The sequence below is a fragment of the Arthrobacter sp. ZBG10 genome, from assembly GCF_001238605.1.
In the GTDB taxonomy this organism is placed as follows: domain Bacteria; phylum Actinomycetota; class Actinomycetes; order Actinomycetales; family Micrococcaceae; genus Arthrobacter.
Genome location: NZ_LFQH01000065.1, coordinates 1 through 18,992, shown reverse-complemented (window position 1 = coordinate 18,992; position 18,992 = coordinate 1). Strand labels below are relative to the sequence as shown.

General features: G+C 65.1%; 13 protein-coding genes. All 13 read right to left on the bottom strand.

The features are described from left to right. Window positions 1–66: 66 nt before the first annotated feature. Window positions 67–3,111: a glycosyltransferase gene (locus ACU18_RS15600; RefSeq protein ID WP_050687011.1), complete on the bottom strand. Its 3,045-nt coding sequence runs from the start codon at window positions 3,109–3,111 to the stop codon at window positions 67–69. Between the two features lie 56 nt (window positions 3,112–3,167). Further along, window positions 3,168–4,622 carry a hypothetical protein gene (locus ACU18_RS15595; protein WP_050687010.1) on the bottom strand — a complete coding sequence of 485 codons (1,455 nt, stop codon included), beginning with the start codon at window positions 4,620–4,622 and terminating at the stop codon, window positions 3,168–3,170. Beyond that, window positions 4,619–5,545: a hypothetical protein gene (locus ACU18_RS15590; protein WP_050687008.1), complete on the bottom strand. Its 927-nt coding sequence runs from the start codon at window positions 5,543–5,545 to the stop codon at window positions 4,619–4,621. Before ACU18_RS15590 ends, ACU18_RS15595 begins: the two co-directional genes overlap by 4 nt. A 23-nt stretch (window positions 5,546–5,568) precedes the next feature. After that, complete coding sequence (locus ACU18_RS15585) at window positions 5,569–7,839, bottom strand: glycosyltransferase family 2 protein (RefSeq protein ID WP_050687006.1); 2,271 nt, start codon at window positions 7,837–7,839, stop codon at window positions 5,569–5,571. Window positions 7,840–7,871: 32 nt separating this feature from the next. After that, a complete protein-coding gene (locus ACU18_RS15580) occupies window positions 7,872–9,734 on the bottom strand; it encodes a glycosyltransferase (protein ID WP_050687004.1) in 1,863 nt (620 codons plus the stop codon). Beyond that, entirely contained in the window at window positions 9,731–10,567 is an 837-nt protein-coding gene (locus ACU18_RS15575) for a hypothetical protein (protein ID WP_050687002.1), read from the bottom strand. The genes ACU18_RS15580 and ACU18_RS15575 overlap by 4 nt, the downstream gene beginning before the upstream one ends. Beyond that, window positions 10,560–11,867 carry a UDP-N-acetyl-D-mannosamine dehydrogenase gene (gene wecC / locus ACU18_RS15570; RefSeq protein WP_050687000.1) on the bottom strand — a complete coding sequence of 436 codons (1,308 nt, stop codon included), beginning with the start codon at window positions 11,865–11,867 and terminating at the stop codon, window positions 10,560–10,562. The genes ACU18_RS15575 and wecC overlap by 8 nt, the downstream gene beginning before the upstream one ends. Window positions 11,868–11,874: 7 nt before the next feature. Continuing rightward, window positions 11,875–13,797 (bottom strand): glycosyltransferase family protein, encoded by a 1,923-nt coding sequence (locus ACU18_RS15565; RefSeq protein WP_050686998.1) that lies wholly within the window; start codon window positions 13,795–13,797, stop codon window positions 11,875–11,877. A gap of 2 nt (window positions 13,798–13,799) precedes the next feature. Then, window positions 13,800–14,690, bottom strand: a complete 891-nt coding sequence (locus ACU18_RS15560; RefSeq protein WP_050686996.1) for an ABC transporter ATP-binding protein — start codon at window positions 14,688–14,690, stop codon at window positions 13,800–13,802. Then, window positions 14,677–15,555: an ABC transporter permease gene (locus ACU18_RS15555; protein WP_050686994.1), complete on the bottom strand. Its 879-nt coding sequence runs from the start codon at window positions 15,553–15,555 to the stop codon at window positions 14,677–14,679. The genes ACU18_RS15560 and ACU18_RS15555 overlap by 14 nt, the downstream gene beginning before the upstream one ends. Beyond that, on the bottom strand, window positions 15,552–17,291 hold the full coding sequence (locus ACU18_RS15550) for a glycosyltransferase (protein WP_050686993.1): 1,740 nt from the start codon (window positions 17,289–17,291) through the stop codon (window positions 15,552–15,554). The genes ACU18_RS15555 and ACU18_RS15550 overlap by 4 nt, the downstream gene beginning before the upstream one ends. A 3-nt stretch (window positions 17,292–17,294) precedes the next feature. After that, window positions 17,295–18,548, bottom strand: coding sequence for a glycosyltransferase family 4 protein (locus tag ACU18_RS15545; protein ID WP_050686992.1), 1,254 nt, complete (start codon window positions 18,546–18,548; stop codon window positions 17,295–17,297). A gap of 3 nt (window positions 18,549–18,551) precedes the next feature. Continuing rightward, on the bottom strand, window positions 18,552–18,992 hold a 441-nt coding region (locus ACU18_RS15540; RefSeq protein WP_231686105.1), incomplete at its 5' end, for a hypothetical protein.

The following is an 18,992-nucleotide window of genomic DNA, read 5'->3' as shown; positions in this document are numbered from 1 at the left end:
CGCGGGCTACCTCCATTGGTACCGTTTGAATCGGCGCGGGCGTGGCGCTGCCACGCCCGCGGGTGCTTAGTTTCGTTTGGCGCGTACTGCCTTCAGCAGCGTGGCGGCCCTGGCATCAAAATTGTGCTCGTCGCGGATCCGCTGGCTGATGGCTGCCATCTGCGCGTCATCGGGGAACCCGTCCGGATCGGCCAGGACCTGCTCCAGTTCTTCCACCGTGGTGTAGGTCCGGACAGCGCCGCCGAAGATCTCGGCGATCCCGTCGACCTCGTCGCTGATGACCCTGGCACCGGACGCCACAGCGTCGTAGAGCCGGTTGTTGGCGAACCCCCAGCGGGCCATGTCCTCGAAGTGGTCATTAAGCACCACTGCCGAGGAGCCGTAAAGGCCCGCCAGGTCATCGTTGGAAATGTAGTCGTCAGCCACCATCCCAGCGGGGATGAACTGCTCCCACCGCGGACCCCAGACGCTCACGTCCTTGCCCAGCCCCACGCAGTCGGCAACAATTTTGCGGCCAATGGGTTTGCGGGGGCCGCCCACGAATGTCAGTCCGTATTGTGTGGCGCCGGCTTTCGCGGCATCCGGGTGGAAACGCCGGGGGTTCGTCGCCTGGGGAAGGTAGTGGGCGTTGATGCCCCACTCGCTGGATACGTGCTCACACCAGATCCGCGACCCGCCGAAAACAATGTCGAACCCAAGCAGCTCATCCCTGGTGATCAGGTCCGGCCGGCTGATGGCCCACAGGACGTTGGTCTTACCGGGCTGCGGTTCGCAGCGGACCAGCCCGCGGATCACCAGCACCACATCGTCCAGGTGGTTGGACGGCCGCGAGAATGCTCCTGCGCGGTCCACCAGCGCGTCCTGGCCCAGTGCCTTGAGCGCTTCAACAAGATCCGCGGCGTAGGGGACATCGCCCCACCGGTCGCCACCTGAGCTGAAGTCGGCACCGATTTTGATGGCCCACCGCAGGCGTGGTTCTGCCACTTCGGATTCAGGGGCGGCGGCGCGTGACACAACGGCCGACGCCGGCTGGAGCCTTGGGTGCCGGGGGGCAACCACCGCGTCAACCAGGAGTCCAAGGTCGCCGTAGTGCGCTGACAGGCTGCGGACGGGGCCGGTGCCGGCGGACAGCCATTCCGCGTCCCCGGCGGTGAGGGCAGCTTCTTCAATGTAGGAGTCGGCGGCGTGGTCCACGGCGAGGGCCTCGCCGACGCAGACGAAGTCCCCGTCCGAACCGGTTTTGAGGCGGCGCAGGAAGTCGATGATGGCAGCGTCGCCGGCGAAGACGTTGGTGAACCGGCCCAGCCGCTCGAAGTCAGGTGCCCGGACACAGAAAGCCGCCGGCGCCAGCTCGTCCAGGTGGAGGCCATTGTGTCGGCGGGCATCTTCAATGGCCAGCCCCTTGAACAGGGGAATCGCCAGGCTGTTCCGGTGGGCCACTCCGCCGCCGGACACTACAACACCCACGCCGTCGGTCAGGAGGGGTTGGGCGCCGATGACGGCGGCGTCCGCCAGCCGGTCAGCGAGTTTTCCGGCGGCGCCGGCCCGGAGTTCCACGCCTTCCCGCAGGAACACCAGGTTCGGCGCTGTGGCGTGTGCCGAGGCGATGTTGTTGGCAATGGCCGGGGTGTAGCGGCGGGGAAGCTTGAGGTACTTGAGGTGCGCGATGCCGGCAAGAGCGGTCCGGAGCCGGAGGGACGTGCGGAAGCCCGGAACTTCGTCCACGATGATCAGTTCCACGGCGTCCGCGTCATCGGATTCCTGGATCTGGCGGATGCTGCGGACGGCCAGGTCGATACTGTCCGTAACGCGCATGATCACGGAGACGGCAGGGGTATCCGTGCGCTGGTCAGCCAGATCGGGCACAAACCGGTTCTGCAGGTTTTTGCCGAGCACGGCGAATTCCCAGTTGGCCGACTCGCGCCGGGTGATCCGGTCCTCGTTGTGGTCATCCACGTAGTCGCAGCCGATGAAGGGGAAGTACTCAATGGTGGCTGTTTCCGTGATCCGCAGGACCAGGTCGTAGTCCACCCAGCGGCGCAGGGACGCGTCGAAGCCACCCAGCTTGCGGACAAGGGCCGTCTGGACCACCAGCACGTTCAGGTCCACGTAGTTGCGGACCAGGAGCTTCTCGGCCGTGATGATCTGCCCGGTGTATTCCTCCCGGTCGTTGAGCATCCTGACTGCGGAGTAGGCGGCGAGGCTGCCTTCCACGGACAGGCCGGCGTGCATGTTCTTGAGGAAGTCCGGCCGCCAGGTGTTGTCGGAATCAAGGAAGGCGAGGAATTCGCCCCGTGCTTCGTCGATCCCGCGGTTACGGGCGGCGCAGACTCCCTGATGGTCGGCTTCCACGAGGCGGATGCGGGGGTCGGCTTCGGAGAGCGCGCGGACCACGTCCTGGGTTCCGTCGGTGCTGCCGTCGTCCACCACGATCAGTTCCCACGCGCCAAGGCTTTGGTGGCGGACGGAGTCGATGGCTTCCTCGATCACCAGGGCGCGGTTCCAGGCCGGCATCACAATGCTGACAGCGGGTTCACCGCCCTCAGCCGGTGCCGGAACGTCGTTGATGCTGGCAAGCCACACGTCTTCTTCGATGGCGGACCAGGTGGTCCGCCGCAGCGGCTTTTTGCCGAGTTCGATCTGCTTGGCGTTCCTGGCGTGGGCGATGACCAGTGCCCGCGCATCCAGCCAGCCGGGCGCCGCACCGATCAGCTTGTCCGGTGCCGGCAGTTCCCGGTCGCGGCCTGCCCGGAACCGGGACAGCAGCAGGGAGCCTTCGTCGGCCGGATCCGTGAAGAGCGAAGGGTCAAACAGCCAGGACCAGCGGTGCTCGCGGGACTGCTGGCTCCTCAGGTAGGTCAGGAGCGCCTCGACGTTTCCGGCCTTGTAGGCTTCCCGCAGGTGCAAGGGGAACATGCCGAGGTCAAACAGGGGGTGGAAACTCAAGCCGGCCTTCATGCCGAACTGGACCAGATGCCTTACAGCGGCGCGTTTCGACTCAAAGTCCCGCCCGCACTCGGCGGCGTAGTACTCGGCGTCAAATACCTGGGTATCGACGAGGCGCTGACCGCGTACTGCGATCGGGGCCAGGGATTCCTTGGGTGTGCTCACGTAATGCAGTTCCTTCGTTCAGCGATGATGGGTGGGCGCCGGAGCGGCGGTTGGTGCTACTGCACGGCCGCGAGTTTGGGCGCAAGGGCATTGGTGGCCAGGTCGAAGGCTACCCGCGAGAGCCGGTCCGGTCCGCTGAGACGCATAAACGCCTTGAACAGGTTCCGCGAGTTGTATCCCACCATCGCCGGCATGGCGAGGTCGGCTTCAGTCAGGGATACGCTGCCCCAGGTGCCCATACGGTGCTCCCAGTAGAAAATATCGTTCGGGTCGTAGCCCGCCAGCCGTTCGGTGGTGAACGAGGTGCGGTCCATCATGTCACCGAAGAGGTTGCGGGTGACGTTTGATCCGGAGTTGACGTCGTAGGCGTTGGCGAGCTGGCGGACGCTGACGCCGCTGACCTGGTTCATGGTGCCTTGGTAGAAGCCGCGCATGACCTCGCCGCCGAACCCGCGGACGAACAGGCCGTCGGGAACTTCAACCGCGGACTTCGTCAGTTCGGCGAGCCATGCGGATCCCGCACCGCGGTAGTAGGCGGTGGCGAGCCTGTAGGCGTGCGAAAACACGTCGTCGGCGTTGTTCAGCGTCAACCGGTTGGGGATGCCCCACACATGGGCGTGCAGCCCGTACTGCTGGGCGAGCTCGCCCGCAATCCTGGCATCCTTTGAGTTGACGACGTTGCCTTTTTCACTGCGGACGTAGGTGAAAACGTAAGGGTTCAGGTCCTTCACGGCGGCGAAGACGCCACGGCTGTCGGTGCCCGCTGTGAGCCCGAGAACGGGCCGGGAGGCGCGGTGCTTCAGATACGCCGCCATTCCCTCCAGGTGTCCTACAAGGACGGCGGCTGCGTCCTCGTTGCCGATCTGTTCGCCGGCCTCTTCCCGCGGCCAGAACCGTTCGGGGCGCTGTTCCGTGAGGTGGAGTTTGGTGTTCGGGGTGAGCTGCAGGACGTTTTCGTAGGGGGAAGCAACGCCGGGGAGGTACTTGACGTCCCGCTGGACGTAGTTTTTGGACATGATGAACGGGACAAAAAAGTCGGCGAAATTGGCACCGATGGCTTCGCGGACCAGTTCAGCATGCGATGCCGCCACAGCCGGGCCGGCTGCTGAGTAGAACACCGACCGGGATCCCATGGCATCCTGGTAGATTTCGGTGCCCGCGGGCGAGTGGACGACGAGGGCGAAACGTCCGGCAAGCCGGTCCAGCGTCGCGTAGAAGGCGTCCTCGTGCTGGATATCGTCGAGCAACTGTTCCAGGACTGCTGATTCCGCGAACACTGCACGCTCGGGGTCGAAAGCGGACCCAAGGATGGCGACGTGGATTCCGTGGGCGGAGCCTGCCGTGACGGAAGTATCAGGGTGGGTCAGGAGTTGCAGTCCGCCCAGGACAGCATGCTGCCAGCCCGGCCGGGCCGGGACCTGGCGGCCGGATTCTGTGATCACAAAGCCGTTGCGGAAGTACACGCCGCCCTGGTTGCCAATGGCCCGTTCGTCAGATGTTGAAGACATCATCGATTTCCCAGGTCCTTTCCTTGAAGTGCTTCGGCCGGAATGATGGTGAGGTTCGTGCCAAAGAATTGCTGGTGTGCGTCGTCGATGTGCTTGAGGAAGCGGCCCCGGGACGGTGGGGCGTGCCCTTCCTCCTGGCGTTCAGCGTGGAAACTGATCCTGCCGTCGGCCGTGGATCCGCCGGTGTCCGGATCCACGCCCAAGGAAAGGGCAAAGGGCGCGTAGTGCGCCTCGAAGTGGAACCGGTCCCGGGTGTTCTGGACAAAGCGGACGTAGTTGGTATCCGCTGAAGCCTTATAAAGCTTACGCATGTTCACGCGTTCACCGAATTCCGCTTCGATGTCGTTGAGCGAGCCACGGTCCTTGAACGCAGCAGCCGTCAGGGCCCTTTTGTGGCTTGGGAGATACCCGGCGATGGACGTCTGCGGCGAAAACACCACAGCGGCCGAGCCGGCAATCTGCCGGGAGAGTGCCAGGGCGCCGAACCCGCCGGCACTGCTGCCGACGCACATCACCCGGGTGTATCCGCCGTTCCGGGCAATGGCCCGGACACTCTCGGCGTATTCGGAGATCAGGTCCTGCTGGGCGCTGCCGATGTACCAGCCGATCTCCAGCGAACCGCTCTGTTCCAGCGTGCTGTCGGAAAGGTACAGGCGGGCGCACTGCACCTGGTTCAGGGTCCGGCGCCACTCAAACCTGGGCACTTTGAACCGTCCCCGGTTCAGCGCCCCATGCAGGGAAACGATGAGGGTGCCGCTGTCGAACGGTTCGTAGAGCATCCGGCCGTGCAGTCTTCCCGGTTCGCTGGGCTCAACAACAAGGTGCACAGGGTGGTCGGGGAGCTGCTCCGGGGCAGACTCGGGATGCCAGGAAAGGATCGGAGCGTTGTGCGCCTCATCCCAGGCGCCGGGGTCGTGGTCAGTCATTGGTGATTCCCCTGGTTGGTTGGTCATGCTGTCACAGCCGTTTGGTGGTCCGGGCGGAAGGCTTCGTCTTCGAACTCCGGCTCAGCGTACGGAACGAGTTCAAGGTCTGAGGCCCGCGCAAGGTTCTTCCCGATCGCTTCGTAGACTTCCTGCTCGGCTGCCGTCCACCGGACGGGCGCGCCGAAGATCTTCTCCACGTTGCGGGACACCACTCCGACTGAGTACCGCTGTTCCCGCTTTGCGCGGTTGTAGGGCGAGGCAGATGCGTGGACGACGACGGACTCCGCGGACTGCCCGCTGCGCAGCTCACGCGTGTATTCGAATGCCGTCGGGTCAAAGATGTGGACCACAGCGGAGGATACGGCGTCCGTGATTTCGACGCGGTGCAGGGTGCCCGCGTCGAACTCCTCCATGGTGGTTTTCGGGAAGGAAGCGTCGATGGAGAGGGTGTTGATGATGCTTGGCACGTGCATCACGCCCACCCGCTGGTTCTCCGCCCGGGCGTCCCGTACGGCGTTCCAAAGCCGGGCCGCCATGGGCTCCGGCGCGGCGAAATCGCCCACCACCAGGACCCCGAGGTCAAGGGTTCCGCCGCGGACGGGCAGGAACCTCGCGGGGGCGGGGAAACACCTGACGCCCGGTTCGAAGGTCATAAAGCCGCTGTGTTCGCCCTGTTCCACCTTCTCGTGCCAGTGCTCGTAGGCGGACCTGTAGGCTACCCGGTCCGGAGACCGGTAACCGAGCCTGAAATCGTCCATGGAGAGGTTGCTCGCGCCGACCAGTGAGAGGGTCAGGGGAACGTTGGTGACCTCCAGCGGTTCCTCACGGCTGACCAGCATCCTGTAGCGGAGGATGAATTCGGTGTCGGCTGCCTTCCGGACCGTGTCCCAGAAACCCAGTTTTTCCCGGATCACGTCCACGGGGAACATCGCGGAGACGTGCGCCGGTGTTACGTAGGCGCCCCGCCAGCCGCGGTAGTGGAACATCAGGTCCTGGTCCGCGCGTGCCCAGGGGGCGGAAACAAGGCGGTTGTCGGTTTGTTCGACGGCGGCAGCCACCAGCATCTCGATTTTCTGCGGGTGCTGCCAGTCGTCGCCGTCGAAGATGGTGAGGAACTGGCCGGTCGCGAGGGAATAGCCGATGTTGCGTGAGGTGTAGGCGCCGGAGTTGGGCGTATTGCGGATCACCTGGATCCGGCTGTCGGCTGTTTCCCATTTGTCCAGCCGCTGGGTGTACGGGTCGCCGGAACCGTCGTCCACGATGATGATTTCGAGGTTTCGGTAGCTCTGGTCAAGTGCCGACTGGATCGCGAGATCGGTGTACTCGTCCGGGCGGTAAACAGGCATAACCACGGTGACGAGGGGCCCGGTCTCCACTGCGTCCACGGCAGTGGCCGCGAGCCTGGCGAAAGCCGGTCCGGAGCCCGTGCGCAGCGCTATGGTGGCGAGTCCTGCGGATTCGTAGACCGCGTTGATCTCAGCCAGCCATTCCTCGCCGGTGTGGCTTTGGTGGCGGAACGGGTTCTTGGCGTTGGCACGGAACAGGTGCAGGTCGGTCGGGTTCAGCTTCTCCGCGTCGTACAGGCCCTGGAACTTGAGGGTCTGGTCACCCCTGCCGGTCTGCGACAGTGCGTCCAGGTAGAACTCGCCGCGTTTTTTGCCCTTGAAGGGGGCTGCCCCAAGCTTTTGGTAAACAAACCGGTAAATGGTGACGGCGTTGAGCATGTCATCGGCCCGGAGATTCTGGCGGTAGCAAAGATCGGCGATCAGGAGCAGCCGGATCTTGATGGTTGAGTCCAGGACCTTGGTGGCCTTTTTCTTTGCCGGGCCGCCCTGGCGGTACATTTCCAGCGCGGTTTCCAGGTCCTTCCAGTTCCACTGGCCGTTGGTCACCATCCTGACCAGGATGTCGCGGCCGTCGAGTGACCTGAGCTTGGTGAGCCGTTGCACCAGTTTTGCCGGCGTGAGTCTGGCGTCAGTGGCCCAGACGGAATCGGTGCCGAAAGAGGCTTTCGCCGGTGCCGGAGCCTGGGCCGGGACTGCCTGCAGGGCCAGGTCGCTCCGCCGGGCAGCAGTCCGCGCACCCTTCAGCAGCGCGTCCACCTTCAGCGCCGCTGCGGCGCCGCCAAGGAACAGGAGGATGAGCGCGGCAATGAGCACCGCGGGAGCACGGAAGTAGGCAGCGGCAATGCTCACCACAAACAGGAGGACGCCCGCAAGAACCGCCATCTTCTTCTGGCCGGAAAGCCTGCCGAAGCGGCGGATGAACTGCCGGACCGGAATCTTTGAGCCCAACGGTTGATTGGTCTTTTGAGAAGTGATGTTGCTCATCCCCTGTTATCAGTACTGAAGTAGCTCGAAAAGTTTGTGCTGCGGCCAGCAAAGGCCAGCGGGCCGGCCTGAATCTGGGGCGGCGGAACAAACCCGTCCCATTGTTCGGCAACACTTTGCAAAAAGGTGCTGTCGTCCGGGTTCCAGGTATGCCCGCCATGGCTGTCAACGGCGGAATGCCGGTGCATCAAATAGTTCTGCCCGTGGGACCGGTAGATCAGCCCGTCGGCTGCAAGGACGGCCTGCAGCAGGCAACGGTCAACAGCGCGGTGGACCGGGCGCCAGCCGCCCAGACGGCGAAGGTCGTCGAGCCGCAGCAGCATGGTGCCGCCGGCAACGTGGTCCGAGTACTGCTCTCCCAGCGGCGGCCGGCGGGTGGTGATGTCGAGTGCCTCCAGGTAGACGAATTCAACCTGTGCCCCCACCAGCTGGGCACCACTGTACTCGGCGCTGCGCACAAGGTCCCGGATATGGTCCGGTCCGTACCAGTCGTCGTCGTCCATCTTTGTGAGGTAGTCACCCGCGGCAACTTTGGTTCCTGCATTCAGGACGTCGCCGAAGATCGTTTGGGAGGGCACCGACAGGACAGTCAGCTGGCCCTGGTAGCCGGCAATTGCCTGTTGGGCGGCGGGGTCGTACTGGTCGAAACCATGCAGGACCAGGACCACCTCGAGCTGTTGCCAGGACTGCCGGGCTATTTGCGCCAGGGCGGATCCCACCTTGTCGGGCCTTCTGGTGGCAAGGAGGACACTGACCGTCGGCTCGGCCGCCAGCGGAAGACCCAACCCCTGCAGGACGCGGTTCCAGCGCTGGCGCGGGGCGAATTCCTCGATGGCGGCGCGCCGGAGCTCGATCGATTTTGATTCCCGTTGCACGGGCGGGTCCGCGGGATCGAATGAGGCGATGCGGCGGACCAGCGTGTCACCGAGCATGGCTTCCACCCCGGCGGAGAGGTGCGATGCCAGCAAGGGAACACCGGCAACGCTCAGTTCCGCCAGCCGCCGGGCCAGGGCCCGGTCCATGGCGGCGAATTGTGTTCCGTCGATGCTGACGTAGGCAGCGTTCCGGAGTGAGGCCAGCTCAGGGCCGGTGAAGGCCACCGCGTCCAGGGCTGCTCCTGCCGCGAGGTCAACGACCGGGCCGTCGGCGTAGGGGTTGAACCCTTGGGGGCTGATGACTGCAGTGTCGACCGGAGGCAGGTCGTGGGGGCGCGGGACCCAGGCCTGCGGGGTTACCCGCCCTTCAATCCTCGGCAATGGCCGGGGCAGCTGCCCCACGATGACGTCCACGGCGAAGATGTCATCGTCGTCCGGACTAAGCATGTCAGGGGTTACCAGGCTTGCCAGGGTGTCCCCCGCGAGCCAGCTACGGTCGCCGGGTTCCAGCACACCGGCCCGGATTCCGCCCAGCACCGGCACGGATCCGGCCGGGCCGGCTCCGGCCAGGGCAGCGGTGGCTGCGGCGTGGATGGGAACCCATTTTCCGCCGTCGATGACCGTAGCGAAGCCCAGGCCAGGCACAATCCGGCCGGCGGCCTGCGCCTTGGTTGCCAAATGCCTGCTGGTCCAGGCCGCGGCGTCCTGGTGGGGGGCGTGGCCTTCGATCACCAGGACAAACCGTTGGGCTTTGCCCTCGCTGCGGAGCAGAGGGAGCAGGCTGCGCGCTTCAGCCAGGGAGCGGGCCCGGACCAGGTAGGTGCCCCACCAGCGCCTGTCCAGGGGTACGTCATGGTGCCAGTTCCCGGCGTCGCCACTATCGCGCCGCTGCCAGGGCGTGGCGGCGTAGTCCAGCCCGAGTGCTGTCATGACGGGCGCGATGGGGGCAGTCCCGAAGCCGACGGCGACGCTGTCCAGCTTCATGAGTTGCGCGCCCGCCCGAGCATGGCTTTGGCCCGGGAGGTGATGTAGCCGGGACCCCGCCGGGCAACCGCAGCAAGCCGCGCAGCGCCCCGCTGCCGGGAGGTTCCGGCTTCCAGCCGACGGCTGTCAGCTTCCGCCCTGGCTACTTTGGCTTCAAGCTGCCTGATGCGCTCTTCGTAGTCCGCCCGGACAGCGGCGTCAGTGGCGTCCCGGACCAGGACTGTCAGGTCATGGCGGCCAGCAGCCCCTTTTCGCAGATGCAGGCGCGGCGCCGGTTGCCGGAAGTCATGGACGCCAACGGAGCTTCCCGAAACCCACCGTTCTCCCCCGGCGGCCCGAACCGACTTTTCCGGATCTCCACCGGTGTTGGTCTTGTTGAGCACTGCGCTGTCCCAGAATTCGACGGAATCAGTCCGGCCGTCCACCAGGGCGCGGATCAGTTGGGCTCCTGTGGCCTGGGCTGCATCCACGAGTGCTTCGATGGAGAAGGTTCCCAACCTGGTGCCCGCGGGCAGAACCAGGGTGTAGTTCGCGTCATGCAGGCCCGTGCGGGGGCCGGGCTGCCAGCTGAACCTGGCGTCAGAACCGAGCCACGCCCGGGTACCGGCCATACCGGTCTCGGGCACCCCGACGATCGCCGCCGTGAAATCCTGGCAGGCAGACGCCAGGAGGGACGCGGCGGTTGCCGCCACGTCGAGTTCGGCTGCGGAGCCTGCAGGGATGACGACGCTGAGCAGCCCGGACTCCGTTCGGGGCCCGTGGACAGCCTTGAGTTGGATGCCGATGGCCGCCAGGTCGGCGGTAACCGTGCCGGCCTTATTGTCCCTAACCAACGGAGTCCGCGCCCGCCAGGACGGGCTGCACCGGGACTGCAGCCTGCCTGTCGTTCCAGATTCCCTTGGTGTCGATGACCAGCTTGCCCTCGAGGTCCTGCGGTGTGACGGCAAGGAACTGGTCGTGGTCAACCAGCAGCAGGACAACGTCGGCCGTGGCCAATGCCTCAGGGAGGGAATGCATTGCGGTGATTCCGGTGTTTTTCAGGGCGGCAGGAAGATCTTCGACATGGGGATCCACCGGGAGGATGGTGGCCAGCGGCAGCCTGCGTGCGAGTTCCTGGACGATCGTCATGGATGGGGATTCCCGGACGTCGTCGATGTTGGCCTTGAAGGCCAGGCCGAGTACGGCCACCGTGGCGCTTTCCCGGTCGGTGAGGAGTTCGGTCACGCGGTCCACCACGTGGTGGGGCTTGGCGTCGTTGACTTCGCGCGCGGTGCGGATCAGGCCGGACTCCTGTGGTGCGGCGTCAACGATGAACCACGGATCCACGGCAATGCAGTGCCCACCCACGCCTGGGCCGGGGCGCAGCACGTTGACCCGGGGGTGGTGGTTGGCGAGTTCGATGAGCCGCCATACATCGATGCCAAGTTTGTCGCAGATCACCGACAACTCATTGGCAAACGCAATGTTCACGTCGCGGAAGGTGTTTTCCACCAGTTTGGTCATCTCGGCCGTGGTGGCATCGGTGAGGAGGATTTCACCCTGGCAGATGACTTCGTACAGCTTCTTGGCCAGTTGCGCGCCCTCATCGGTGAGGCCGCCAATGACACGGTCGTTCGTTGCCATCTCGATCATGATCCTGCCGGGAAGCACGCGTTCCGGTGAGTGCACCACGTGGACCTGGGCAGCGCCTTCTCCGGCGCCGGACCACAGGTCCGGCCGGACCCGGGCCAGGTGTGCGGCCAGCCGTTCGGTGGTGCCTGGCGGTGACGTCGATTCCAGGATGACCAGTTCGCCGCCGCGGAGTTTCGGGGCCAGTGCCTCCACGGCGCTGGTGAGGTAGGACATGTCAGCCCCTTTGCCTTCGGCCAGGGGCGTGGGAACGGCAATGATGTAGGCGTTGGCGTGCGGAACCTCGGTCATGGCCACCAGGTTGCCCAGGCTGACAGCGCCGGAGACAACAACGCCCATATCAGGCTCAACGAACGGGACTTCGCCGCGGTTGACAGCGTCAACGGTGGCCTGCTTAACGTCCACCCCGGCCACCAGTTTGCCTTTGGCGGCAAAGATGGCTGCGGTGGGCAGCCCGATGTAGCCAAGTCCGATCACTGCCAGGTCATAAACTGTCGTCTGCATGGTTCCCCTAAACTACGATGTGGTCTTCGGGCGGGCCGAAGAACTGAATCTTTGATGACGCCATCAGCTGGTCGTTGGTGATGGACCAGGTATGCGAGGCAGCGTCACGCCCGCGCATCTGGCAATAGTTGAACCGGTCCGCGGAGTAGATCCCGGCGCCGGCTTCCACCGCGTCGCGGAGGAACTGCGTATCCTCGCCGGTCTGCACCGGTTGGAACGGAAAACGGCGGAACGTGTCCAGGGCCGCGAAGATCGTGGGCCCGGAGACGGCGGTAACAAACCGGTGCTCCAGCTGCGGGTTGCGAAGGATGGTCGCATCGGGCCCGGCCAGGTGCATGTAATGTGCCCGCTTGCCCACAATTGCTGCTTCGGAATACATCATGGCGTGGGCGAGGTCCCCGAGGTACAGCGGCGCGTACAGGTCATCGTCGTCCCACTTGGTGGCCAGCTCGCCGTCCGCACCCCCGACCAGCGCATTCAGGCATGCCCCCAGCGGGGTGCTTTCCGGCTGATGCAGGAGGACGGCATCCGCCAGGCCCGCCTCATTGCACCGTTCCCGGAAAAGCCGCTCATCGACGTCGAACCCGTGGGCCAGGTACACCAGCTGGACGTCCACTCCCTGCTGCGCCGCCACGCCGTTGATCACGTGCTCCAGCTGGTGGGGGCGGAAGCTGGATACCAGCGCGGAAATCCGGGGGCGGGGCGCAGGGACCGCCAGGTCCGCCCTGACGGCGGCAGCAATGGTGGCGGCCCGGTGGCTGAAGGTATGGCCGGACCAGATCCGGCGCTGCGCTTTATGCACCTGCCGCTGGGAATAGTCCGGGTTGGTGTCGATGGCCTTCAACAGTTGCACGGCCTCGTCGCGGGACGAAGCGACGGGGATTTCCCCGTCCGGGAAGAAGGCTTCGATCGCTTCGCTGGGGCTGGACACAACGCAGGTGCCCGCCGCCGTGATCTCGAAGATCCGCCTGGCGCACATGGACGGCGAATCGGTGACGGAATTGACGTTCAGGAAAACCTTGTACGCCTTGTAGGCCGTGAGCATCTGCGGATAGCTGAGCGATCCCACCACGTGCTTCTTCAGGTCGCCGGGAAACTGGTACTGGGTTTCCTTGCCAAGCTGGCGGGAGAAGATTTCGAAGCCGGACTTGGTCCCGGCGGCCACGTCGGCTGCGGCGCCGAGGAGGTAGTCCATCTGGCGACGGCGGTCCTCGTACTTGTGTGCGAAGTACATTCCGGCGAAGGCGACGTTCCGGGCATGCCACCCATGGTGCGGACGAACCGGGTTGTGGATCCTCGGCTGGGCAGCGAATGGCAGCACGGACACGCGCTGGTGCCCCAGGTCCCTGTGGTAGTCGGGCAGCTTGTTGGCGTCAGTGGTGAAGACATGGTCAAAAAGCCGGGCAGCGGGGAGGAAGTCGTCATAGTGCGGCGGATCCTCCTTGTTCCAGAACACGGACGGTATGCCGGCGCTCCGGCATGCCGCAACAAATCCCACCAGGGCAGTCGAGGGGCCGTCAGTGCCGGTGATCTTGCCCCGCCACGAGCCGCCGTTTCCGGCCCACGCGGATTCGACAACAACAAAATCAAGCCGGTTATCACGGAGCTGGGACTCCCAGTCCTGCGGGCTGATGGCCAGCACCGACCATTCGGAGGCGAAGGCCGCAGCCGAAAAGTCATCCATTATGATGCCTACGTGCAGGTCTGGTCGCCGCGGTGCCTTAACGGCGGGCGGCGCCTCCCGGAAAACGAGCCGGCGTTTGCTGCCGAAACCGCGCCAGGCCCCTTCGGCTCCCCGGACGCCGGCAAGGCTTGCCTCATCCCGCTCCGGTGAGCTCCGGTGAAGGTAGCTCCTGGCCTGCTGCAGGCCGCCCCGGCGGGCGTGCCACAGTGCGCGGCGCCAGTAAGCCGCCTGGTTACGTAGTCCCATGGTTACCTGGACCGCTTCCAGCCGTTGGGAAGGAGCGTGGTCCGCATGGCAGGCAGGCTGGCCATGAGTTCGGCCCGGATCTTGCGGCCGTAGTCGGCGTTGCCTTCGTTGATGCGCCAGATGAAGCTTTTGTACTGTTTGGCAACTTCCTTGGGGGTGCCATCCATGATGAAGTCGCCCTTGTCGATCCAGAAAGCCCGGTTGCACGTGGACACGATGGTCTCGATGCTGTGGCTGACGATGAAGACGGTTCCTGCCTGGCTGGTGACCTGCTTCATCCGGGCCTTGGAACGCTCCTTGAACTGGGCGTCCCCGGTGTTGAGGGCTTCATCCACCAGCAGGATCTCAGGATCCACGGCCGCGGCGATGGCAAAGCGGAGCCTCGCTCCCATGCCGGAGGAGTAGGAATTCATGGGGTGGTAGATCTCATCTTCCAACCCGGACATTTCAACAATGTCGTTGAACTTCGCGTCAATCTGCGCGTGGCTCATCCCCATGGCCAGGCAGCCCAGCCGGATGTTCTGGGCCCCTGAGATGGAGGAGATGAGAGCGGCGTTGACGCCCAGGAGGATGGGATTGCTGGCTGCATAGACCGTTCCGGCATCAGGGATGATGAGGCCCGCCAGGACCTTCATCAGGGTGCTCTTGCCGGACCCGTTGCGGCCGATCACCCCGATGGAGTCACCCTGGTTGGCCACAAAGGACACGTTCTTGAGCGCGGTGGTGCGGACCGGGCTGCTGGTGGCCTTGCCTTTGCGGAGGGCGCCGAGCATGGAGGTGCGGGACGTGGTCCTGCTCCCCGACTGCTGCTTGGTGCGGTACACCACAGAAATGTCATCAACGACGACGGTGGGCTCGGCCAGGTGGATGCCGGGGTTTCTAGACGCGTCCATAGGATTCCTCTCCTCGCCAGAACACCAGGAGTCCGGCGGCTACTGCCACGGCGGCAAACAGCGCCAGCACCGTCCAGTCGCGCAGTGAAGGGCTGGTGGCGTACAGGACGGAGTTGCGGATGCTTTTGATGACCAGGTAAATCGGGTTGAAATCCATGATGGTTTTGATGACCGGGTAGTTATCGAACCGGTGGTCCGAGAAAAAGACCGCCGAGGCGTACATCCAGAGGCGCATCAGGAACGACAGCAGCATGCCGACGTCGGGGATCTTGAGGACCAGGGGTGCCAGCAGCATGCCGATACCGAGGTTGAACATGAACTGCAGGAAGATGGCCGGCAGCACCAGGAACCAGCGCCAGGTGATTTCTTCTGCCGGTGCCGTGAAGATCACGAAGAGCAGCATCACGATGGTGACCGGAACGTTGGACAGCAGTTCGCGGACGTTGATGGCGATGGGCAGCGAAGCCCGCGGGAACTGGAACGCCCGGATCATGGCCGTGTTGCCGGTCAGGGATTTGGCCCCGGCCACGATGGCCCTGGTGCTCATCTGGAAGGTGAAAACCCCGATGATCAGGTAGCCGATGAAGTTTTCGATGCCGCGGCTGGTGTTCAGCAGCAGCCCGAAGATCAGGTAGAACGTCAGGCCGGACAGGACAGGAGTCAGGACCAGCCAGGCGCTGCCGAGGAGGTTCTTTTCGTTGCCGCTCTGAACCCTTGCCCGGGCGTCGAAGAAAATGAAGCTTCGGCGGTCCCACAACTGCACCAGGTAGTCAAGGAAATCGGGGCGTTGCCCGATCCTGGTGAGCCGCTTGAGGTTGATGGGGACAGTGACCGCGGGCATCTCCGTCTTTTCTTCAATGCTCATCCGTTGGTGACTCCCAGTTTTTCCAGCTCTTTTGACAGGGCGGCAGCGTTGGCTGCCCACGTTCGTTCGTTCAGGACCCGTTCGCGCCCGGCCCGACCCAGTTCCGCGGCCAGCCCGGGGTCATTCAGGAGGGTGCGCAGTCCGGCGGCCAGCGCCCCGGGGTTTCCGGGTTCCGTCAGAAGGCCTGTGACGCCGGGTTCCACGATCTCCCGCAGGGCGGGCAGGTCTGTGGCAACCACAGGCCTGGCACAGGCCATGGCCTCGACGGGCTTCAAGGGCGTAACGGAGCGGGTAACCTCAAGGTCCTTCCTGGGCACGGCGAAAATGTCGAGTGCCTGGTGATAGCGGACCGCAAGCTTCTGCGGGACCCGGCCGGTAAAGATGATGCGGTCCGCGAAGTCGCTTTGTTCCGCCTGCGCGCGGAGGGACGGAGTGGATACGCCGTCGCCAACGATGAGCAGATTAAGGTCAGGATGGTCCCCGGCCAGCAGCACAAAGGCCTGCATCAGCTCGTGGATCCCTTCATAGGGTACCAAGCTGGAGACTGTGCCCACGTATTGGCCGGCCACGGGGAGACCCAGCTCACGCCGGGCATCGGCCTGGCTGCGGGGTTCGTCAAGGAAATCCCCGCCGACTGCGTTCGGCATCAGCAGCACCTTCGCCGCCGGCACGCCTGCCGCCACGATGTTCGATTTCATGGCCACGCCGAGGGTCAGCACCAGGCTGGCGGACAGCATGGCCTCCCGCTCGCGTTGGCTGAAAAGGCGGTACTTCTCGCTCTCCCGGGCTTCCGGCCCGCGGACAGAGGCCCAGGTATCAGCCAGCTGGCCCCGCACTTCGTAGACCCACGGAATACCCAGGGCATCAGCAACCGCACGGACCACCATGCCGTTAACGTAGTGCGTCGTGGTGTGCAGGACGCCGGGCCGGAACTCCAGTGCCACTTTCAGGAGTTCCTCGGCCTGCTGCTGCAGCCTGGCGTCCACCGTGGCGGCCATCCTGCCCGGCAGCAGCCGCCGGTATGTGATGCCCTCAACAAGGTCCTGGCCCTTGGCCAGGACCTTGCCCACCTGGACGGGGTACCCCATCCGCGTGACGGCCAGCACTTCCTTGCCGCCGGCCTGCTGGGCCAGCAGGGTGGAATGCGACCTCTGCGCGTACCCGCTGGCCGTGTGGGGCAGCGAGTTTGTGAGCAGATGCAGCACCCTGCCCTCGACCGGCTGGAACGGCACGGAGGCCAGGACCGGAGCGGCGCCGCGCAGGACTGCCGCTTCGGCCTTCAACCGGCGCTGCTGCAGGGGTTCCGGTCCTGACGCTCCATCCCATACCGCCAGGGCGTCTGAAACAGCACCGTCGTGCCACAACCTGCGGGCCGCCGTCGCCCGGCCATTGCGTGCTGCGCACGCGCGGTCCATCAAGAGGTCCGCAAGGTCGGGCCGGTTGGCGGCGAGGGCAATTTCCGCCAATCTGCGGGCCTTCGGCCCCGGGATTGCCGCGGCGGCTGCCAAGCGGATGCGCCGGTCCATCTCCGCGTCGTTGCCGCTGACCAGCGCGAGGAAGGACACCAGGCCTGCTGTGGAGCCGGCGGGCCACTTGCGGACCACTGCGCCGGCCAGGGGGCGGACGGCAGCAGGCAGGCGCCGGGACAGTTGCAGGAAGAGGACCATCGGGTCCTCGAGCAGGTGCTGCTGGATGGTTGCGGCAGTCAGCCGGGCATTACGTAATAGCTGGATCATGGATCAGGCGGACTTCTCCGAGACGAGGTCCCTGATGATTTCCATGTATTGGACCGAGAGAAGGTCGTAGTCCGCGTGCGTCTTCACCCATTGGCGGCTGTCGGAGTTGCGGATCAGCCGGCCGCGGTCCGCCGCCAGGCCGGACCACAGGGCAGCGAGGGCCTTGGGATCGCTGGCCACAATGTCACCTGCGTCGGCGTCTGAAATGATACGGGCCGCCTCCCCGCGGACCACAGCCGTCACGTGGCGGCCGATGGCCAGGACTTCATAGGTTTTGGAGGGGACGGTGGTCTCGAAGGACTTCCAGTCGTCCCGGAGCGATACCAGGCACGTGTCAGCCGAAGCATACCGGGCAAACATGTCATCGCCGGTGAGCGGGGCGTGGAAGGTTACCGGGGCACTAAGCTCCCGGGCGAGCTTTTCCAGGGCAGGCCGCTGGGTGCCGTGCCCCACGAGGTGCAGGTGCATGGACTCCCCCACCAGCGCCGCAGCACGGATGGCGACGTCCAGGCGCTGGCTTTCGCCGTGGTTGCCCAGATACAGCGCCTCGAAGACGGGGCGGTCCAGGGGCGGCGGGTCCAGGACAGGAATGGCTTCAAGGTGGATGCCGTTGGTCACGGTCGCGACGTTCCGTACACCGCGTGCGCGCAGCGTCGCCCCGAACCCCTCGGTGACGGTAACCACCAGGTCCGCGCGGTGCTGGACAAAGTCCACAACGTGCTCAATGACGCTCTTGACGTTGCCCTGGACCACCCTGGCGTCGCGGGCCAGGTCCGGCCAGGCATCGCGCATTTCCACCACCAGCGGGACGCGGCGCAGTTTCGCCAGCGCGTAACCCGCTGCCAGCGACGGCAGGCCGGGTGCGGTGACAATAACGACGTCGGGCTTGCGCACCATCATTCCGGCGGGCACCGAAAGTGCAGCGGAGTAGCACTGGTCCAGGAGCCTTGCGATGCGCGAGGTCCCGTGGCGGAGATAGGGCACGTGCATGATTTTTTCGGTGAACTGGCCGTTGCGCAGGTGGAACGGCCGGCCTGACATCCACCGCGGCAGTTGGCGCCGGCCGAACGGGTAATGCGCCACGGGTGTAATGACGTCAACACCCCAGCCCGCGTGCGAGAACTCCTTGATCATGGCGGTCCACCGCCGCTGCGGCGGGCTCTGCTCAGGCCAGTAGGAGTGCGTGATCAGGGTGACCTGCAGCTTGCCTGGTTCCGGCGGGCCGCTCCTGCCGGAGGCCGAAGGTTTTCCTCGCATCCCTTAGGACTTGCCCGGCTTTGGTGTTCCCATCACCCGTTTTGAACCCAGGAACCGGAAGTAGGCATAGCCAAGCCCCAGCAGGAAGACAACCACCGCAGCCTGGACGCCGACCGGGCTGCCCGTGGCTGCTGCAACAACGGCCTGGACTTTGGCTTCGATGACGGCGGTGGGCTGCTCAGCGCTGGCCACGGCCGCCGCTTTCACGGGCACGGCCGGCTCGGGCACCGCAGGCGGGGTGGGTTCCGGCGCGGGTTCCTCAACAACCGGGACCACCACGGCGGGGGCGGGCTCCTCAATGGGAACCTCGGGTTCGAAAACCACTTCCGGGGCCGGGGCCGGCACCACGGGTTCGATCGGGACCGGAACGGGTGCCGGTGCCGGCTCAACAGGAACGGGCACCTCCGGAACGGGGATTACAGTTCCCGGATCGGTCGTTCCTGG